General features: G+C 70.4%; 10 protein-coding genes and 1 pseudogene. 4 read left to right on the plus strand and 7 right to left on the minus strand.

From position 1 onward, the window contains the following. Positions 1-75: 75 nt before the first annotated feature. Both OG395_RS28475 and OG395_RS28480 read right to left on the minus strand, forming a co-directional pair. Positions 76-2,085, minus strand: coding sequence for a PA14 domain-containing protein (locus OG395_RS28475; RefSeq protein ID WP_327245465.1), 2,010 nt, complete (start codon positions 2,083-2,085; stop codon positions 76-78). A gap of 119 nt (positions 2,086-2,204) precedes the next feature. Then, positions 2,205-3,104 (minus strand): D-alanyl-D-alanine carboxypeptidase family protein, encoded by a 900-nt coding sequence (locus tag OG395_RS28480; protein ID WP_327245466.1) that lies wholly within the window; start codon positions 3,102-3,104, stop codon positions 2,205-2,207. Between the two features lie 173 nt (positions 3,105-3,277). On the opposite strand from OG395_RS28480, the gene OG395_RS28485 reads away from it, so the two are divergent. Both OG395_RS28485 and OG395_RS28490 read left to right on the plus strand, forming a co-directional pair. Then, a complete protein-coding gene (locus tag OG395_RS28485) occupies positions 3,278-3,952 on the plus strand; it encodes a GntR family transcriptional regulator (protein ID WP_266983868.1) in 675 nt (224 codons plus the stop codon). Next, positions 3,949-5,259 carry an MFS transporter gene (locus OG395_RS28490; RefSeq protein ID WP_327245467.1) on the plus strand — a complete coding sequence of 437 codons (1,311 nt, stop codon included), beginning with the start codon at positions 3,949-3,951 and terminating at the stop codon, positions 5,257-5,259. The genes OG395_RS28485 and OG395_RS28490 overlap by 4 nt, the downstream gene beginning before the upstream one ends. A gap of 72 nt (positions 5,260-5,331) precedes the next feature. On the opposite strand, the gene OG395_RS28495 is transcribed toward OG395_RS28490, so the two are convergent. After that, positions 5,332-6,156 carry a maleylpyruvate isomerase family mycothiol-dependent enzyme gene (locus tag OG395_RS28495; RefSeq protein ID WP_327245468.1) on the minus strand — a complete coding sequence of 275 codons (825 nt, stop codon included), beginning with the start codon at positions 6,154-6,156 and terminating at the stop codon, positions 5,332-5,334. A gap of 182 nt (positions 6,157-6,338) precedes the next feature. On the opposite strand from OG395_RS28495, the gene OG395_RS28500 reads away from it, so the two are divergent. Then, positions 6,339-7,139, plus strand: coding sequence for a carbon-nitrogen family hydrolase (locus OG395_RS28500; RefSeq protein ID WP_327245469.1), 801 nt, complete (start codon positions 6,339-6,341; stop codon positions 7,137-7,139). Between the two features lie 112 nt (positions 7,140-7,251). On the opposite strand, the gene OG395_RS28505 is transcribed toward OG395_RS28500, so the two are convergent. After that, complete coding sequence (locus OG395_RS28505; protein WP_327245470.1) at positions 7,252-7,743, minus strand: LURP-one-related/scramblase family protein; 492 nt, start codon at positions 7,741-7,743, stop codon at positions 7,252-7,254. A gap of 64 nt (positions 7,744-7,807) precedes the next feature. On the opposite strand from OG395_RS28505, the gene OG395_RS28510 reads away from it, so the two are divergent. Then, the gene (locus OG395_RS28510) at positions 7,808-9,625 is read left to right on the plus strand and encodes an NHL domain-containing thioredoxin family protein (RefSeq protein WP_327245471.1); all 1,818 of its coding nucleotides are present in this window, start codon (positions 7,808-7,810) and stop codon (positions 9,623-9,625) included. Positions 9,626-9,843: 218 nt separating this feature from the next. Here the strand turns inward: OG395_RS28510 and OG395_RS28515 are convergent, their stop codons facing one another. The 3 genes and pseudogenes from OG395_RS28515 to OG395_RS28525 all read right to left on the minus strand — a co-directional run bounded on the left by OG395_RS28515 (position 9,844) and on the right by OG395_RS28525 (position 13,938). After that, positions 9,844-10,518: a DUF4232 domain-containing protein gene (locus OG395_RS28515; RefSeq protein WP_327245472.1), complete on the minus strand. Its 675-nt coding sequence runs from the start codon at positions 10,516-10,518 to the stop codon at positions 9,844-9,846. Between the two features lie 203 nt (positions 10,519-10,721). After that, positions 10,722-13,599, minus strand: a pseudogene (locus OG395_RS28520) (BTAD domain-containing putative transcriptional regulator). Positions 13,600-13,716: 117 nt separating this feature from the next. Then, complete coding sequence (locus tag OG395_RS28525) at positions 13,717-13,938, minus strand: DUF6458 family protein (RefSeq protein WP_327245473.1); 222 nt, start codon at positions 13,936-13,938, stop codon at positions 13,717-13,719. Positions 13,939-13,990: the final 52 nt, after the last annotated feature.

The following is a 13,990-nucleotide window of genomic DNA, read 5'->3' on the forward strand; positions in this document are numbered from 1 at the left end:
GCCGTGTGAGACGGAAGAAGCGGGCCTGTGCGGAGATTTCTTCCGCGCAGGCCCGCTTCTTTCTGTCGGGTCAGGTCACTCGGCGGGGGCCAGGATCACCCAGTCCGCGGCGGGCGCCGACCGGGTGTCGTCGGCGTACACGGCGGTCACCCGGTAGAAGTGGGTGGTGCCGGTCGGAGCGGTGGCGTCCGTGTACGACACGTCCGTGACGGGGCCGGCGGTCAGCGTTTCGTACGCGCCCGTGGCCGGGTTCCACCGTTCGACCAGGTAGCCCATCGCGCCGACGACCGTGTTCCAGGACAGGTCCACCGAGGTACCGGTGGTGCCCCGGGTCGCGGTGAGCGTGAGCGGGGAGCCCGCCGGGGTCTCGACGGACGGGGTCAGGTCCAGTTCGGTGACGACGGCGATCTCGGCGCTGTGTGTCATCCGGAAGCTGGAGTTGCCGGAGGTGTCCTCGACGTCGATGAAGTAGCACCGCTCCTCACCGTCGGGCAGCCGCTCGTCGGTGTAGGACGTGGTGGCCGCGTCGAGGTACTCGGACGAAGTGCCGTAGCAGACCCGCTCGTCCTCGCCGTCGATCAGCTCTCCGCGGTACACCACGTACCGCTTGAGATCGGGCTCGGTGTTGGCGTTCCAGTGCAGCTCGATGCCGTACTCGGTGGCCTTGGCGGTGAGCCCGGTGACCGGCGCGGGCGGGGTCACGTCCCTGGCGAGCGTGGTGACCTCGACTGTGGCCGAAGGTACCGACTCCCTGCCCGAGTTGTCGTAGGCCTTGATCACGTAGTGGTAGGTGAGGCCGCCGGCCGGGGAGGTGTCGGTGCAGGTGTACTGGAGCCGCCCGTCGCCGAGCGTCTTCCAGGTGGTGCTGCAGCGGATCGGCGCGGCCGAGGTGTCCACGGGGAGCGTCTCGGAACGGTAGACGTGGAAGTCGTACACATCGCCGTCGACGGAGTGATCGGTCGTCCAGGTGAAGGTCGCACTGCTGATCCCCGGCGTCGCGACGATGTCCCGCGGCGCCGCGACCGGACGGTAGGCCGCGACGGCGGGGCCGTACGCGGAGGCGCGCCCGGCGCCGTCCACGGCGGCCACCTGGTAGGTCCACTTCTCGGAGCGCTTCACCGTGGTGTCGGTGAAGGCCGTGCCGGTGACGGAACGGACCGACACGTGACCGTGCTGGTCGTCGCGCCTCAGGTTGTAGCGGACCGCGCCTGGGACCGGCTTCCAAGTCAGCGCGATCGCGGCGTCCGTGCCCTGCGCGGTGAGGCCGGCCGGAGCGGTGACGGCGATGGTGGTCACCGGCTGGTCGGTACTGCCGGTGGAGACGTTCCCGGCCTTGTCGTAGGCGCGTACCTCGAAGTAGTACGTCTTCCCGGCCTCGGGCGGGAGACCCGCGTACGAGGTCGCGGTGGTCGTCTTCACGAGGGCGAAGGTGCTGGATCCCTTGAGCCGGCGGTAGACGCGGTAGCCGGCGAGGTCCATCTCCTTGTTCGCGGACCAGGTCACCTTGGCATTCGCCGTGGCGTTGTCGAGGACCGCCTTCACACCGACCGGGCTGAGCGGCTTGACCTTGTCGACGGTGGCCGACGTCCTCGGTGCGTAACCGAACGTGACGTTGGCCGAGCCCGTCCAGTTGACGTAGTCGATGCGCAGGGAGTGCTTCCCGGCGGGGAGGGTGACGTTGACCGTCTTCTTCTGGGTGGTGGAGACGTTCTTCCAGATGTCGACCTTGCGCACCCCGTCGACGTACACGCGAATGCCGTCACGGGCCGCCGCGGTGAAGGCGAAGGGGCCGCCGGAGCCGAAGTCCCGGGTCATCGTCCAGCGGACACCGAAGTTGTCCTTCGGCAGGCCGGAGGCGGGTGCGCCGGTGCCCCAGTTCTGGTCGATGACCGAGTCGCAGTCGGTCTTCTTCGGCGTACCGGAGAACGACGTGTTCGCGAAGAACTGCCGCTTGAAGACCGGCGAGGTGCAACTGGTCGCCGCAGCAGCGGGCGTGGCACTCACGGCGGTGAGCAGACTGCAGGAGGTCGCGGCGACCGACAGCGCGGCGACGCTGCGAAGCCGCCCACGAGGAATGGTGGTCAATGTGTGCATTGCCCTTTCGGACCGAATGACGGGGGAGAGCCCGCGGGCCGGGTGCAGGAAAGGGCCCGCCGTGCTGTGCGGCGGGCCCCTCCTCGTGGCCCCGGGAGTGGGGCGGGGAACTACTTCGAGAAGCCGTAGTCCATGAGCTTCTTCGCGTCCGCCGTCCGGGTCGTCTCGGAGGTGGACGCCAGGACGGTGCCGATGACCGTCTTGCCGTCACGGGTCGCGGCGAACACCAGGCAGTACCCGGCCGTCGGACCGGAACCGGTCTTCACGCCGATCGCACCGGTGTAGCTGCCGAGCAGCTTGTTGGTGTTGGTCCACGACATGTAGCGGTAGCCACCGTTGCTCGTGGTGACCTTCTGCGTGGTCGACTTGGTCTTCACGACCGAGCGGAACGTGGAGTTCTTCATCGCACTGCTGGCGATCTTCGTCAGGTCGCGCGGCGTCGAGTAGTTCGAGCCATTGCTTATGCCGTCGAACGAGTCGAAGTGGGTGTTCGTCAGACCGAGGGACTTGGCGGAGGCGTTCATCTTGCCGATGAACGACGTCACGCGGGCCGCGCGGGTGGTGCCGGTGCCGAACTTGTCGGCGAGCGCGTACGCGGCGTCGCAGCCGGACGGCAGCATCAGACCGTAGAGGAGCTGGCGGACGGTGACCTTGTCGCCGACGATCAGGCGCGCCGACGAGGCGCCCTTGGCGACGATGTAGTCGCTGTACGCCTTCTGGATCGTGACCTTGGAATCCAGGTTGAGGTTCGTCTGGGCCAGTACCACCTTGGCCGTCATGATCTTGGTGGTCGAGCCGGTGGCGCGACGGGTGTCCGCGGCCTTCGAGTAGAGGGTCGACGCGGTTCCGTTGTTCATCACATAGCCGCCCTTGGCGGCGATTGTGGGGACGGGCAGCGTGGCAGCCTGCGCCGTGGAAGCGAAGGCGCTGCCCGCGATGACGGCACCCGCGGTGAGGGCCACGGTGGCAGTGGCGGAAACGCGGTGTATGCCCTTAATGCCGATTTTCAACTTGAACGCTCCAAATGCCCCTGGAATGCGGCCGCATGACGGTGCCGCTCGGTGGTGAGACTCACGAGGCGCGTGAATGGATGTGCCGAATCCCGCGGTAATTTCCGGGGTTTTACCGTCCAGATTCCGGACGGTGCCACCGCATGCGTGCATGTTGTATCTATGCTGTGTGCATGCCTGCCGCACCCCCTGTCGTGACGCACCCGCCCGCCAAGCAGCCGCCCGCCGCCGAACGCGTCTACACCCACATCAAGCAGGCGGTCCTCGACCGCCGTTACGAGGGGGGCACGCTCCTCACCGAGGGCGACCTCGCGGAGGCCGTCGGCGTCTCCCGTACGCCCGTGCGCGAGGCGCTGCTGCGGCTGGAGGTCGAAGGGCTGATCAAGCTCTATCCGAAGAAGGGGGCCCTGGTGCTTGCCGTCTCCGCGCAGGAGATCGCGGACGTGGTGGAGACCCGACTGCTCGTGGAGGAGTTCGCCGCCCGCAAGGCAGTGCCCGCCTCGGCGAAGCTGATCGCCCGCCTGGAGGAACTGCTCGACGAGCAGCGGCGGCAGGTGGCGGCCGGGGACCTGGCCGCCGTGTCGGTCGCGGACCGCTGCTTCCACGCCGAGATCGTCCGCAACGCGGGCAACGAGATCCTGTCTCGCCTCTACGACCAGCTGCGCGACCGGCAGTTGCGAATGGGCGTCGCCGTGATGGAGGCGCATCCCGGCAGGATCGCCGCCAACATCACCGAGCACACCGAGCTGCTGGAGGCCATCAGGGCCGGGGACGCGGACGGCGCCGCGCAGGTCGTACGACGCCATGTCAGCCGGGTCAAGGTGCTGGTCCGGGGTGAGGACCGGTGAGTTCCGCTGCCGCTCCCACCCTGTCCCTGCCCGGTGATCCGCCCGGCGGCCGGCGGGCCGCCTGGGTCTGGGGCATCGGCGTTGCCGTCTACTTCGTCGCCATCATCTTCCGTACGAGCCTCGGGGTCGCCGGTCTCGACGCCGCCGACCGGTTCGACGTCAACGCCTCCGCGCTGTCGACGTTCTCCATCCTTCAGCTGCTCGTCTACGCGGGCATGCAGATACCTGTCGGTCTGATGGTCGACCGGCTCGGCACCAAGAAGGTCCTCACCCTCGGGGCCGTCCTGTTCACCGTCGGGCAGCTCGGCTTCGCGCTCTCCCCGTCGTACGGCATGGCGCTGGCCTCCCGGGCGCTGCTCGGCTGCGGCGACGCGATGACGTTCATCAGCGTGCTGCGGCTCGGCGCCCGCTGGTTCCCGGCCCGGCGAGGACCGCTGATCGGCCAGATCGCCGCGCTCTTCGGCATGGCGGGCAACCTCGTCTCCACACTCTTCATCGCCCGCGCCCTGCACGGCTTCGGCTGGACCGCCACGTTCGCGGGAAGCGCGGCCGCCGGGGTGGTGGTCCTCGTCCTGCTCCTCCTCTTCCTGAAGGACCACCCCGAGGGGCACGAGCCGCCGCCCGTCGAACACGCGGGCGCCGCCTACGTACGCAAGCAGATCGCCGCCTCGTGGCGGGAGCCCGGCACCCGCCTCGGGATGTGGGTGCACTTCACCACGCAGTTCCCGGCGATGGTGTTCCTGCTGCTGTGGGGAATGCCGTTCCTGGTGGAGGCACAGGGACTGAGCCGGTCCACCGCCGGGGAGCTGCTCACCCTGGTGGTGCTCTCCAACATGGCCGTCGGCCTCGTCTACGGACAGGTCATCGCCCGCCACCACGCCGCGCGCGCCCCGCTCGCCCTCGGCACGGTCGCGGTGACGGCCGTCGTGTGGGCGTCGACGATCCTGTACCCGGGCGACCATGCGCCGATGTGGCTGCTGATCACGCTCTGCGCGGTGCTCGGCGCCTGCGGACCCGCTTCGATGATCGGCTTCGACTTCGCACGCCCGGCCAACCCGCCGCAGCGCCAGGGCACCGCATCGGGGATCGTCAACATGGGTGGTTTCATCGCCTCGATGACGACATTGTTCGCCGTCGGTGTGCTGCTCGACGCGACGGGGGACAACTACCGCATCGCGTTCGCCTCGGTCTTCGTCCTGGAGGCGATCGGGGTCGTACAGATCCTGCGGCTGCATGCGCGCGCCACGCTCCGCGAGCGGAACCACCATGTGGTCAGCCGCGTGGAGGCCGTGCACGTGCCCGCGTGACACCTGCCGCGGCCGGACCGGCGGCGCGCCCGTCTCTTCGCCTCACGAGGACGGGCGCCGCCGACCGTGCCGTTACGGCGTGACGGCGAAGTTCTGCAGGATCGCCGTCGCCAGCTCCTGGTCGCCCTCGACCTTGATCCGGTCCTCGACCGCCGTCGCCCGGACCCGCCCACAGGCCAGCCGGACGTACGTCTCCCAGTCCATCGCCAGCGTCACCGCGGGCCCCAGCGACGGCGAACCGTCCACCGAACCACGGCCGTCCGCGTCGACCCTGACCGTGCGCAGGAACTCCATCGGTCCGTGCACATCGAGCACGACCGCCGAATTCGGCGGTGCGCCGGCGTCCTTGGCGACCACCTTCGGCAGCGCGGCGAGGAGTGTGTCCCGGGTGATGGTGGCGCCGGGGGAGTCGAGATTGCCGGGCTTGCCCAGCGCCGTACGCAGATCCTGCTCATGCACCCAGACGTCGACGGCCCGCATCCGCAGTGCCAGTTCGAGGGTCTGCTCGGCGCCGAGCGGCGCGCGGGTCATGGTCTCCGGGGCACGCGACTCGTTCCGCAGCTGACGCGAGCGGCGGATGATCGTGTACTCCAGCTCGGAGGTCATCTCGGGTGCGGTGTGGTGGCGCCGCACATCGACCTGCATCTCCATGTAACGGGTGAAGTCGTTCTGTACGTGGTAGAGATCGCGCGGCAGCGTGTGGATCGGCCGCGGATCGCCGAGCTGCTCGCACTCCATGCCGATGATGTGCGAGACGATGTCGCGCACCGACCAACCGGGGCACGGTGTACGGCGATTCCACTCCCCCTCGGCGAGCGGCGTCACCAGCTCGGCTATCGACTCGATGGAGTGGGTCCAGGCATCGGCGTAGGTCTGGAGGCTGGGATGGACGGTCACGGGACCCCTCGTGCGGTTCTGCGGTGCATGGGCTGGACTGCTGGCGCGGTCGGCGGGCGGCGGCTGCGGGCTGCGTGGGAGGTTCGATCGCTAAGTTACGCTGCGAGCAGGCACCCCGGCAGTGCTTTCGTGTGACGATCGTAGGCCCGTGTTGACGGCTCGAATGCCAGGACGGTGGTAGTGTGCGCGCCTCCCTCATCCAGATCGCAGTAGACCCGGACGAATCCGTCAATTCCCGCAGGGATCGAGCCGCTTCCCTGGTTGCGGGCCAGCGCGGTGCCGATCTGGTGGTCCTTCCCGAGCTCTGGCCGGTCGGTGCGTTCGCGTACACCGCCTTCGCCGACGAGGCGGAACCGCTCCAGGGGCCCACCCACGACCTGATGGCGAAGGCCGCGGCCGACGCCGGGGTCTGGCTGCACGCGGGCTCCTTCGTGGAGCGCGCCGACGACGGCACGCTCTACAACACCTCGCTGGTCTTCACGCCCGAGGGCGAGCGCGCTGCCGTGTACCGCAAGATCCACCGCTTCGGCTTCGACAAGGGCGAGGCGGTGATGATGGGCGCCGGCGAGGACCTGGTCACGGTCGCCCTGCCCCAGACCACGCTCGGCCTCGCCACCTGCTACGACCTGCGCTTCCCCGAACTGTTCCGCGGCCTTGTCGACGCCGGTGCGCAGACGCTCGTCGTCCCGGCGGGCTGGCCGGAGCGGCGCCGCGCCCACTGGACGCTGCTCGCCCAGGCGCGTGCCGTGGAGAACCAGGCGTATGTCCTGGCCGTCGGCACCGCCGGCACCCACGCCGGGGTCCAGCAGGCCGGGCACAGCATCGCCGTCGACCCGTGGGGCGAGGTGCTCGCCGAGGCGGGCGCGGACGAGGAGGTGCTCACCGTGGAGTTCGACCCGGCGAAGGTCTTTGCCACCCGCGAGCAGTTCCCGGCGCTCAAGGACCGGCGGCTCGGTCTCGCCCCGCCGTCGAGAGGCTGCTGACGCATCGGTCGGACCGGACTTCGCACCACCGTCGGGTGTCCGCCGGCGTATCCGTCCCACCGGGCCTCGCACCACCGTCGGGCGGGGCCCGGTTTCACGTGAAACGTCCCGGTCAGCGGTCGTGCTCCTTGTCCGCGAGCACGATGACACACACCGCGACGGCGATGAGCAGTGCCGCGTCGGCGTCCTCCCGTACGACATCGATGCCGTACGTGTCCCGTACGGTCAGCCAACGCCGTGAGATCTGGGCCAGGAGTTCGCCGTCGTAGTCGATGGCGAACTCGCGGTCCAGGATCTTGCCGCTGACATCGAGCTCGGTGCCGTCGACCAGCGTCACCCGGTAATGGTTGCGCAGCAGCGAGAGCCGCTTCCGCTTGACCCTGGCGAGCTGCTCGCCGTCGCGCTCGATGAGCATCGTGTCGCGCAGGCTGAGCAGCTTCTGCCGGATCTCGACCAGGGTCCGGCCCTGCGCGTCCTTCAGCTCGAAGGTGTCGCGCACCCGCATCGCCTTGCCGTCGACGAGGAAGACCTTGCGCCCGTCCGGGTCCTCGATCCAGTAGTCGTCGCCGACAGCGAACAGTCGCTCACGCACCAGGAATCTCATGGCTCACAGATTCCCCCACGACCCTCCGGAATGTGGACGCACCACGGTGATGTTGACTGTTCACATGGCAACACGTGCGCGCGTCAGGGCCCCCGAGCTGGTCGGCAAGGGCGGCTGGCTCAATACCGGCGACCAGCAGTACACCCTCGCTGACCTGCGAGGGCGCATCGTGATTCTGGACTTTTGGACGTTCTGCTGTGTGAATTGTCTGCATGTCCTCGATGAGCTGCGCGAGCTGGAGGAGAAGCACCGCGACACCGTGGTGATCATCGGCGTCCACTCGCCGAAGTTCGTCCACGAGGCCGAGCATCGGGCCGTCGTCGACGCCGTCGAGCGGTACGAGGTCCACCACCCCGTCCTCGACGACCCCGAGCTTGCCACCTGGAAGCAGTACGCCGTACGCGCCTGGCCGACGCTCGTCGTCATCGACCCCGAGGGCTATGTCGTCGCCCAGCACGCCGGCGAGGGCCATGCGCACGCCATCGAGAAGCTCGTCGAGGAGCTGGAGGCCGAGCACGCCGCGACGGGCACGCTGCGCCGCGGCGACGGCCCGTACGTGGCGCCCGAGCCCGTTGCCACCCATCTGCGCTTCCCCGGCAAGGCCCTGCTGCTGGCCGACGGCGGCTTCCTGGTCTCCGACACCACCCGGCACCGCCTCGTCGAGCTCGACCCCGACGGCGAAACGGTGCGCCGCCACTTCGGCACCGGGGACCGCGGGTTCGCGGACGGCGGGCCCGACGAGGTCCGGTTCAGCGAGCCGCAGGGGCTGGCCGTGCTGCCCGACGGCCGGATCGCGGTCGCCGACACCGTCAACCACGCCCTCCGCGCCCTCGACCTCACGACCGGGGTGACGGCGACCCTCGCCGGCACCGGCCGCCAGTGGTGGCAGGGCTCCCCGACGACCGGCCCGGCCCGCGAGGTCGACCTCTCCTCCCCGTGGGACGTCGCCTGGTTCGCGGACCGGCTGTGGATCGCCATGGCGGGCGTGCACCAGCTGTGGTCGTACGACCCCGAGTCCGCAGCCGTGCAGGTCGCCGCGGGCACGACCAACGAAGGACTGGTCGACGGTCCGGCCGACGAGGCCTGGTTCGCCCAGCCGTCCGGACTTGCCGCCTCGGCGGACGGCGACCGGCTCTGGGTCGCCGACTCGGAGACGTCCGCGCTGCGGTACGTGGACCGGGACGGGACCGTGCACACCGCCGTCGGCACCGGACTCTTCGACTTCGGCCACCGCGATGGCGCCGCCGGCCAGGCGCTCTTCCAGCACCCGCTGGGCGTCACCGCCCTGCCGGACGGGTCCGTCGCCGTCAGCGACACGTACAACCACGCCCTGCGCCGTTACGACCCCGCCCGTGGCGAGGTCACCACGCTGGCCACGGATCTGCGCGAGCCGAGTGACGCGGTGCTGGTCGACGGCGATCTCGTCGTCGTCGAATCCGCCCGGCACCGGCTGACCCGGCTGCGGCTTCCCGAGGAAGCCGTGCGCGTCGCCGACCAGGCGCACCGCACCCAGCGCGCGGCCACCGAGATCTCCCCCGGCACGCTCCGGCTCGACGTGGTCTTCCAGGCGCCCGCCGGGCAGAAGCTGGACACCCGGTACGGCCCCTCGACCCGGCTGCTGGTCTCGTCGACCCCGCCGGAGCTGCTGGCGGAGGGTGCGGGGCCCGGCACCGATCTCTTCCGCGACCTGGTCCTGGCCGACGGCGTCACCGAAGGTGTCCTGCATGTGTCCGCCATGGCGGCGTCCTGCGACGACGACCCGGAGAACGAGTACCCGGCCTGCCACGTCCACCAGCAGGACTGGGGCGTCCCTGTCCGCGTGAGTGCGCAGGGAACGCCACGGCTGCCGCTGGTGCTCGCCGGAATGGACGAGCAGGCCTGAGAGCCTGTCGGGCGACCTCTGATCGGGCGGCCACGCCCTGGCACGCACGCTCCCCGCGTTGCCGAAATGTCCTAGTAGCTCCTTCCCCAGGCTCTCAGCTTCGTTCGAGCAGGGGAGACCCCATCCGAGGACATCCCGCCGCCTTGGAATCGCACGCACCAGACCGCGTCCGCTATCCGATCGAAGGTCACCCGACAGGCTCTGAGAGCCTGTCGGGCTCAGAAGTCGTCCGCGCCGTTGCGCAGCTCGTACGTCCAGTAGCCGGTCGCCGACTTCGCCGGGTCGACGGCGATGCCCTCGCTGCCGGGCGCCTTCACGGTGGCCATGCCGCCGCCTCCCGTGAGCGTGACGGAGAACGCGGTCACGGGCTCGTTGTCCTCGTCGACACCGCCGTCCGACAGCTTCACCAGCGCATAGGCGGGGGCGCCGGAGGTGAGCACGACAGGCGCGGCCGGCTTGCTCTTGGCGACCGCCGGCACGTTCTCCTTGTGGCTCTCCAGGAACTGGATCTCCGGGAAGCCGTTCAGCCGGCAGCTGTGACCCGAGGTGTTCTTCGCGGTCAGGACGATGTGCGTGTAGGGCGGGCCGCCCTGGTAGGCGGCGCTGATGGTCACGTCCTTGGTGGTGCAGGTGGCGGCGGACGAGGAGGCCGTGCCGGTGGATCCCTTCGCGGCACTTCCCTTCGCGGCGGCGGTGTCCTTCACGGCACCACTGGTCCTCGCGGTGCCGGTGGACTGCGAGGACCCCGCCGATTCCGCGGCCGTTGCGGAGCTGTTCGCCGGGCCGGCGGACTTCGTGCCGGTGTCCTCCCCGCCGCAGGCGGTGAGTGCCATGGCGAGCACGGCGGTGGCGGCGACGCTGAGGACCGTGGTGCGGCTGTGGGACGTACGCATGGAGATTCCCCCGAATATGACAGTGATGCGAAGGCCAGGGTTCCTGCGGCGAACCGCCCCTGACCTGCTGACATCCCTCAGTCTTCCGCCCGGCGCTCACGTTCCGCTGCCGCGCCGCTAACGTCCCGCTGACGTCCGCGCCTGGCCCCCGGCGCGGGGTGCGCCGCCCGCCTCGGGAACGCGCTGCCCCTGTGGCGCGCGGCTCACCCGTCGTCGCTGAGTCGTTGTACCGCCCGCTCGTAGCGTTCGCGGTACTCCGTCTCCGCCGTCACCCGCAGCAGCGCTTCGAGGGCCCGGACCGCGCCCTCGTCGTAACCGGCGCGCTCCGCCTCGTCGGCCGCCCGGTCGAGCAGCCGGATGCCGTCGCTCTCCTCGCCGAGGGCCAGGCGCGCCCGGCCGCTGACGGTCAGCAGCAGTACCCGGCGTACGGCCTCCTCGTGCTCGGGCCCCAGGTCGAGCGCCGTCCGTGCGGAGTCGAGGGCGTCCTGCGGGCGGTTCGCTTCGAGCTGCATCCGGGCGAGGTGTTGCAGGGCGAGCATCTCGGTGTGCGCGTCGCGCTCCTCACGGGCCAGGCCGACGGCCCTCTCGCAGTCCTCCAACGCCGCTTCGAGTCCGCCTTGTTCGGCCTGGACGACGGCCAGGTTGATCAGCGCGGTCGCCTCACCGAGCCGGTCACCTGCCTGCCTGCCGGGCGAGGCCGGGAGAGCGTTCCAGCAGGGCGAGTGCCTCGGCGGTCCTGCCCTCCTCGGTCAGTACCCAGCCCAGCAGGTTGATCACCCGTGACTCGGCGTACGGATCGCTGCGTGCACGAGCGGCGTCCAGCGCGAGCTCCAGGAGCGGCGTCCAGCTGTCCCGGACCCGCCAGACCACTTGGGGCCACTGGAGCAGGATGATCCGCCAGGCCCGGTCGTCGAGCCCGGCGGTCCGGGCCGCGACGGCCGCCAGCGCCAGATCGTCGCGTTCGGTGGCCAGCCAGTGCATCGCCGCCGCCCGGTCGGTGAAATCCCTTACGACGGCGGGGTGGTGGTAGTCGTCCGGCAGGACGAAGCAGGGCTCACCGCCGGGTTCGGCCGTGTCGGCGGCGGCGAGGGCGGTGGCGATGTAGTGGTCGAGAACACCGACGAGGGCCTCGGTTCCGGACGCGGGGCCGAGACCGCGGGCGTAGAGGCGTACCAGGTCGTGCAACACCCAGCGCCCGGGCGCCGTTTCGGTGACGAGATGGGCGGCGGCGAGCCGTTCCAGCGCGGCGGCGGCCGTGACCGGGTCCGTACCGGCGAGAGCAGCCGCGGAGTACTGGTCGAAGTGGCTGCCGGGATGGTGGCCGAGCCGGGTGAACTGGTGGACCGCGTCGGGCGGCAGCTGCTGCACGGTCAGCCGCAGCGCCGCCGAGACCCCGGTGTCCTCCACATCGAGGTGGCTCAGCCTGCTGCGCTCGTCGGCCAGTTCGGTGGCCATCCGGGCGAGCGTCCACTGCGGGCGCCCCGCCAGCCGGGCCGCCGTGACCCGCAGGGCGAGCGGCAGCCCGCCGCAGAGTTCGGCGAGCCGCTTGGCCGCCACGGGTTCCGCGAGGACCCGCTCCTCCCCGAGAACACCGGCGAGCAGGGCCGTGCTGTCCGGGGACCCGAGAACGTTCAGCGGGACGGGACGGGCCGCGTCCGAGGCGATGAGGCCCTCCAGCCTGTTCCGGCTGGTGACGACCGTGATGCAGTCGGCGCCGCCCGGCAGCAGTGGCCGGATCTGGGCGGATTCACGGACGTTGTCGAGGATGACGAGCAGATGGCGCCGGTCGGTCAGGGAACGGAAGAGCGCGGCGGCGGCCGCGACGGACTCGGGGATGCGGCGTGGCGCGACGCCGAGCGTGAGCAGGAACTCACGGAGGACTTCGAGGGGGGTGGGCTCGCCGGTGTCGCTGAACCCGCGCAGGTCGGCGAAGAGCCGTCCGTCCGTGAAGGCCCCGGGGCTGCGGTGCGCCCACTGCAGGGCCAGCGCGGTCTTTCCCACCCCGGCGGGTCCGGTGATCAGGCAGACCGGTGCCTCGCCCGCCGTGGCCCGGGAGATCGCGGCCAGTTCGGCGACGCGCCCGTGGAAGCCCCGGGGCGCGCGGGGCAGCAGGTCCGTGTGGTGCGTCACGGTCAGGGGGTGCCTGCCGGTCCGGCCGGTGCCCTGCAGGGTCTCGCCCACCGCAGGGACGGGGCCGGGCCCGCAGCTGGGGGCGGCACGGTCCAGGTCCCGGGCCGGGGCGTGGGCCTGATCACCGTTCCGGGCCGGCCGCCCGGCCGTGCCGGCTGCCGGCAGCCTGTCACGACCGGCCGGTCGATCCGTCCCGACATCCTCCGCAGGCATCTCGCCCTGCAGGATCAGCGTGTACGCGTCGGCCAGTTCCCGCCCCGGGTCGACCCCCAACTCGTCGGCGAGCAGCCGCCGTGTGCGGTGGAACCAGTCCAGCGCCTCCGACTGCCGTCCCGCCCGGTACAGCGCCGTCATCAGGGCCGCAGCCAACGATTCCCGCATCGGATGCATGACGGCCTGGGCCTTCAGCACGGCGGCGGCCCGGTGGTGTTCGCCCAGCGTGGCGTACGCGCGCGCCATGTGCTCGACCGCCGCCAGCCGCGACTCCTCCATCGCCTGCGCGGCCGCCTGCAGCGGTGGACTGGGGAACGCGCCGGTGAGCGCGGGCCCCTGCCACAGCGACAGGGCCTCCTTCAGCATCACTATGGCGTCGGCGGGGCTGCGCTGCTCCCGCGCCAGCATGAGCAGTTCCTCGAACCGGTGGGCGTCCAGCAGACTTTCCGGCATCCGCAGGACGTAGGAGGCCCCGTGGGTGTCCAGGACGACCCCGTACTCGTCCGCAGGGTTGCCGGTGAGCAGGGCGCGCAGCCGTGAGACATGCCCCTGTACGACCGTGCGGGCATGTGCCGGTGGTTCGTCCTCCCACAGGGCGTCCATCAAGTGACTCATGGGGACGGGAGCGTTGGGTTGCAGGAGCAGCGTGGCGAGCAGACTGCGGCGCTTGGCGGGGCCGAGCGGCAGATCACCGGTTTCGGTGGCTACGGACACCGCACCGAGCAGGCGGAACTCCACTGATACTCCTCCCCGGGCAAAGAACTGAGATTACCGCCCGGGGCTACGAGGAACCGGCGTGAGCTGCGCCGCAACAGACGTGAGCTGCGCCGCAACAGAAAGGAGGCCGGAATCGGTTCAGAGGCCGCGGCGGTCGTCGTCGGACACGACCGTGGTGCTGGGCGGTACGACCAGTCGGCGGCGCCGCGCGATGCTCACGTAGACGAAAACGCCGATGACGCCGACGATCATCATGATCCAGCCGACCAGGTCGACATTGACGGTGTCCATCTTCCAGTCGGTGGCGAAGGTGAGTACCGCCCCGACGGCGATGAGGATGATGCATCCTCCGAGTCCCATGGGTCACGCCTCCTCGGTGGCCCGGAGGCTCCGGGCCGGTGTACGGATCGCG

Origin of the sequence: Streptomyces sp. NBC_01320, assembly GCF_035974375.1 — a bacterium.
Classification (GTDB): Bacteria; Actinomycetota; Actinomycetes; order Streptomycetales; family Streptomycetaceae; genus Streptomyces; species Streptomyces yanii.

Bases quoted from the DNA above. Each gene is read 5' to 3' on its own strand.
- OG395_RS28485 (WP_266983868.1), top strand. From the start codon at position 3,278: ATGCCTGCCGCACCCCCTGTCGTGACGCACCCGCCCGCCAAGCAGCCG.
- OG395_RS28505 (WP_327245470.1), bottom strand. From the start codon at position 7,743: ATGAGATTCCTGGTGCGTGAGCGACTGTTCGCTGTCGGCGACGACTAC.
- OG395_RS28510 (WP_327245471.1), top strand. From the start codon at position 7,808: ATGGCAACACGTGCGCGCGTCAGGGCCCCCGAGCTGGTCGGCAAGGGC.
- OG395_RS28515 (WP_327245472.1), bottom strand. From the start codon at position 10,518: ATGCGTACGTCCCACAGCCGCACCACGGTCCTCAGCGTCGCCGCCACC.
- OG395_RS28525 (WP_327245473.1), bottom strand. From the start codon at position 13,938: ATGGGACTCGGAGGATGCATCATCCTCATCGCCGTCGGGGCGGTACTC.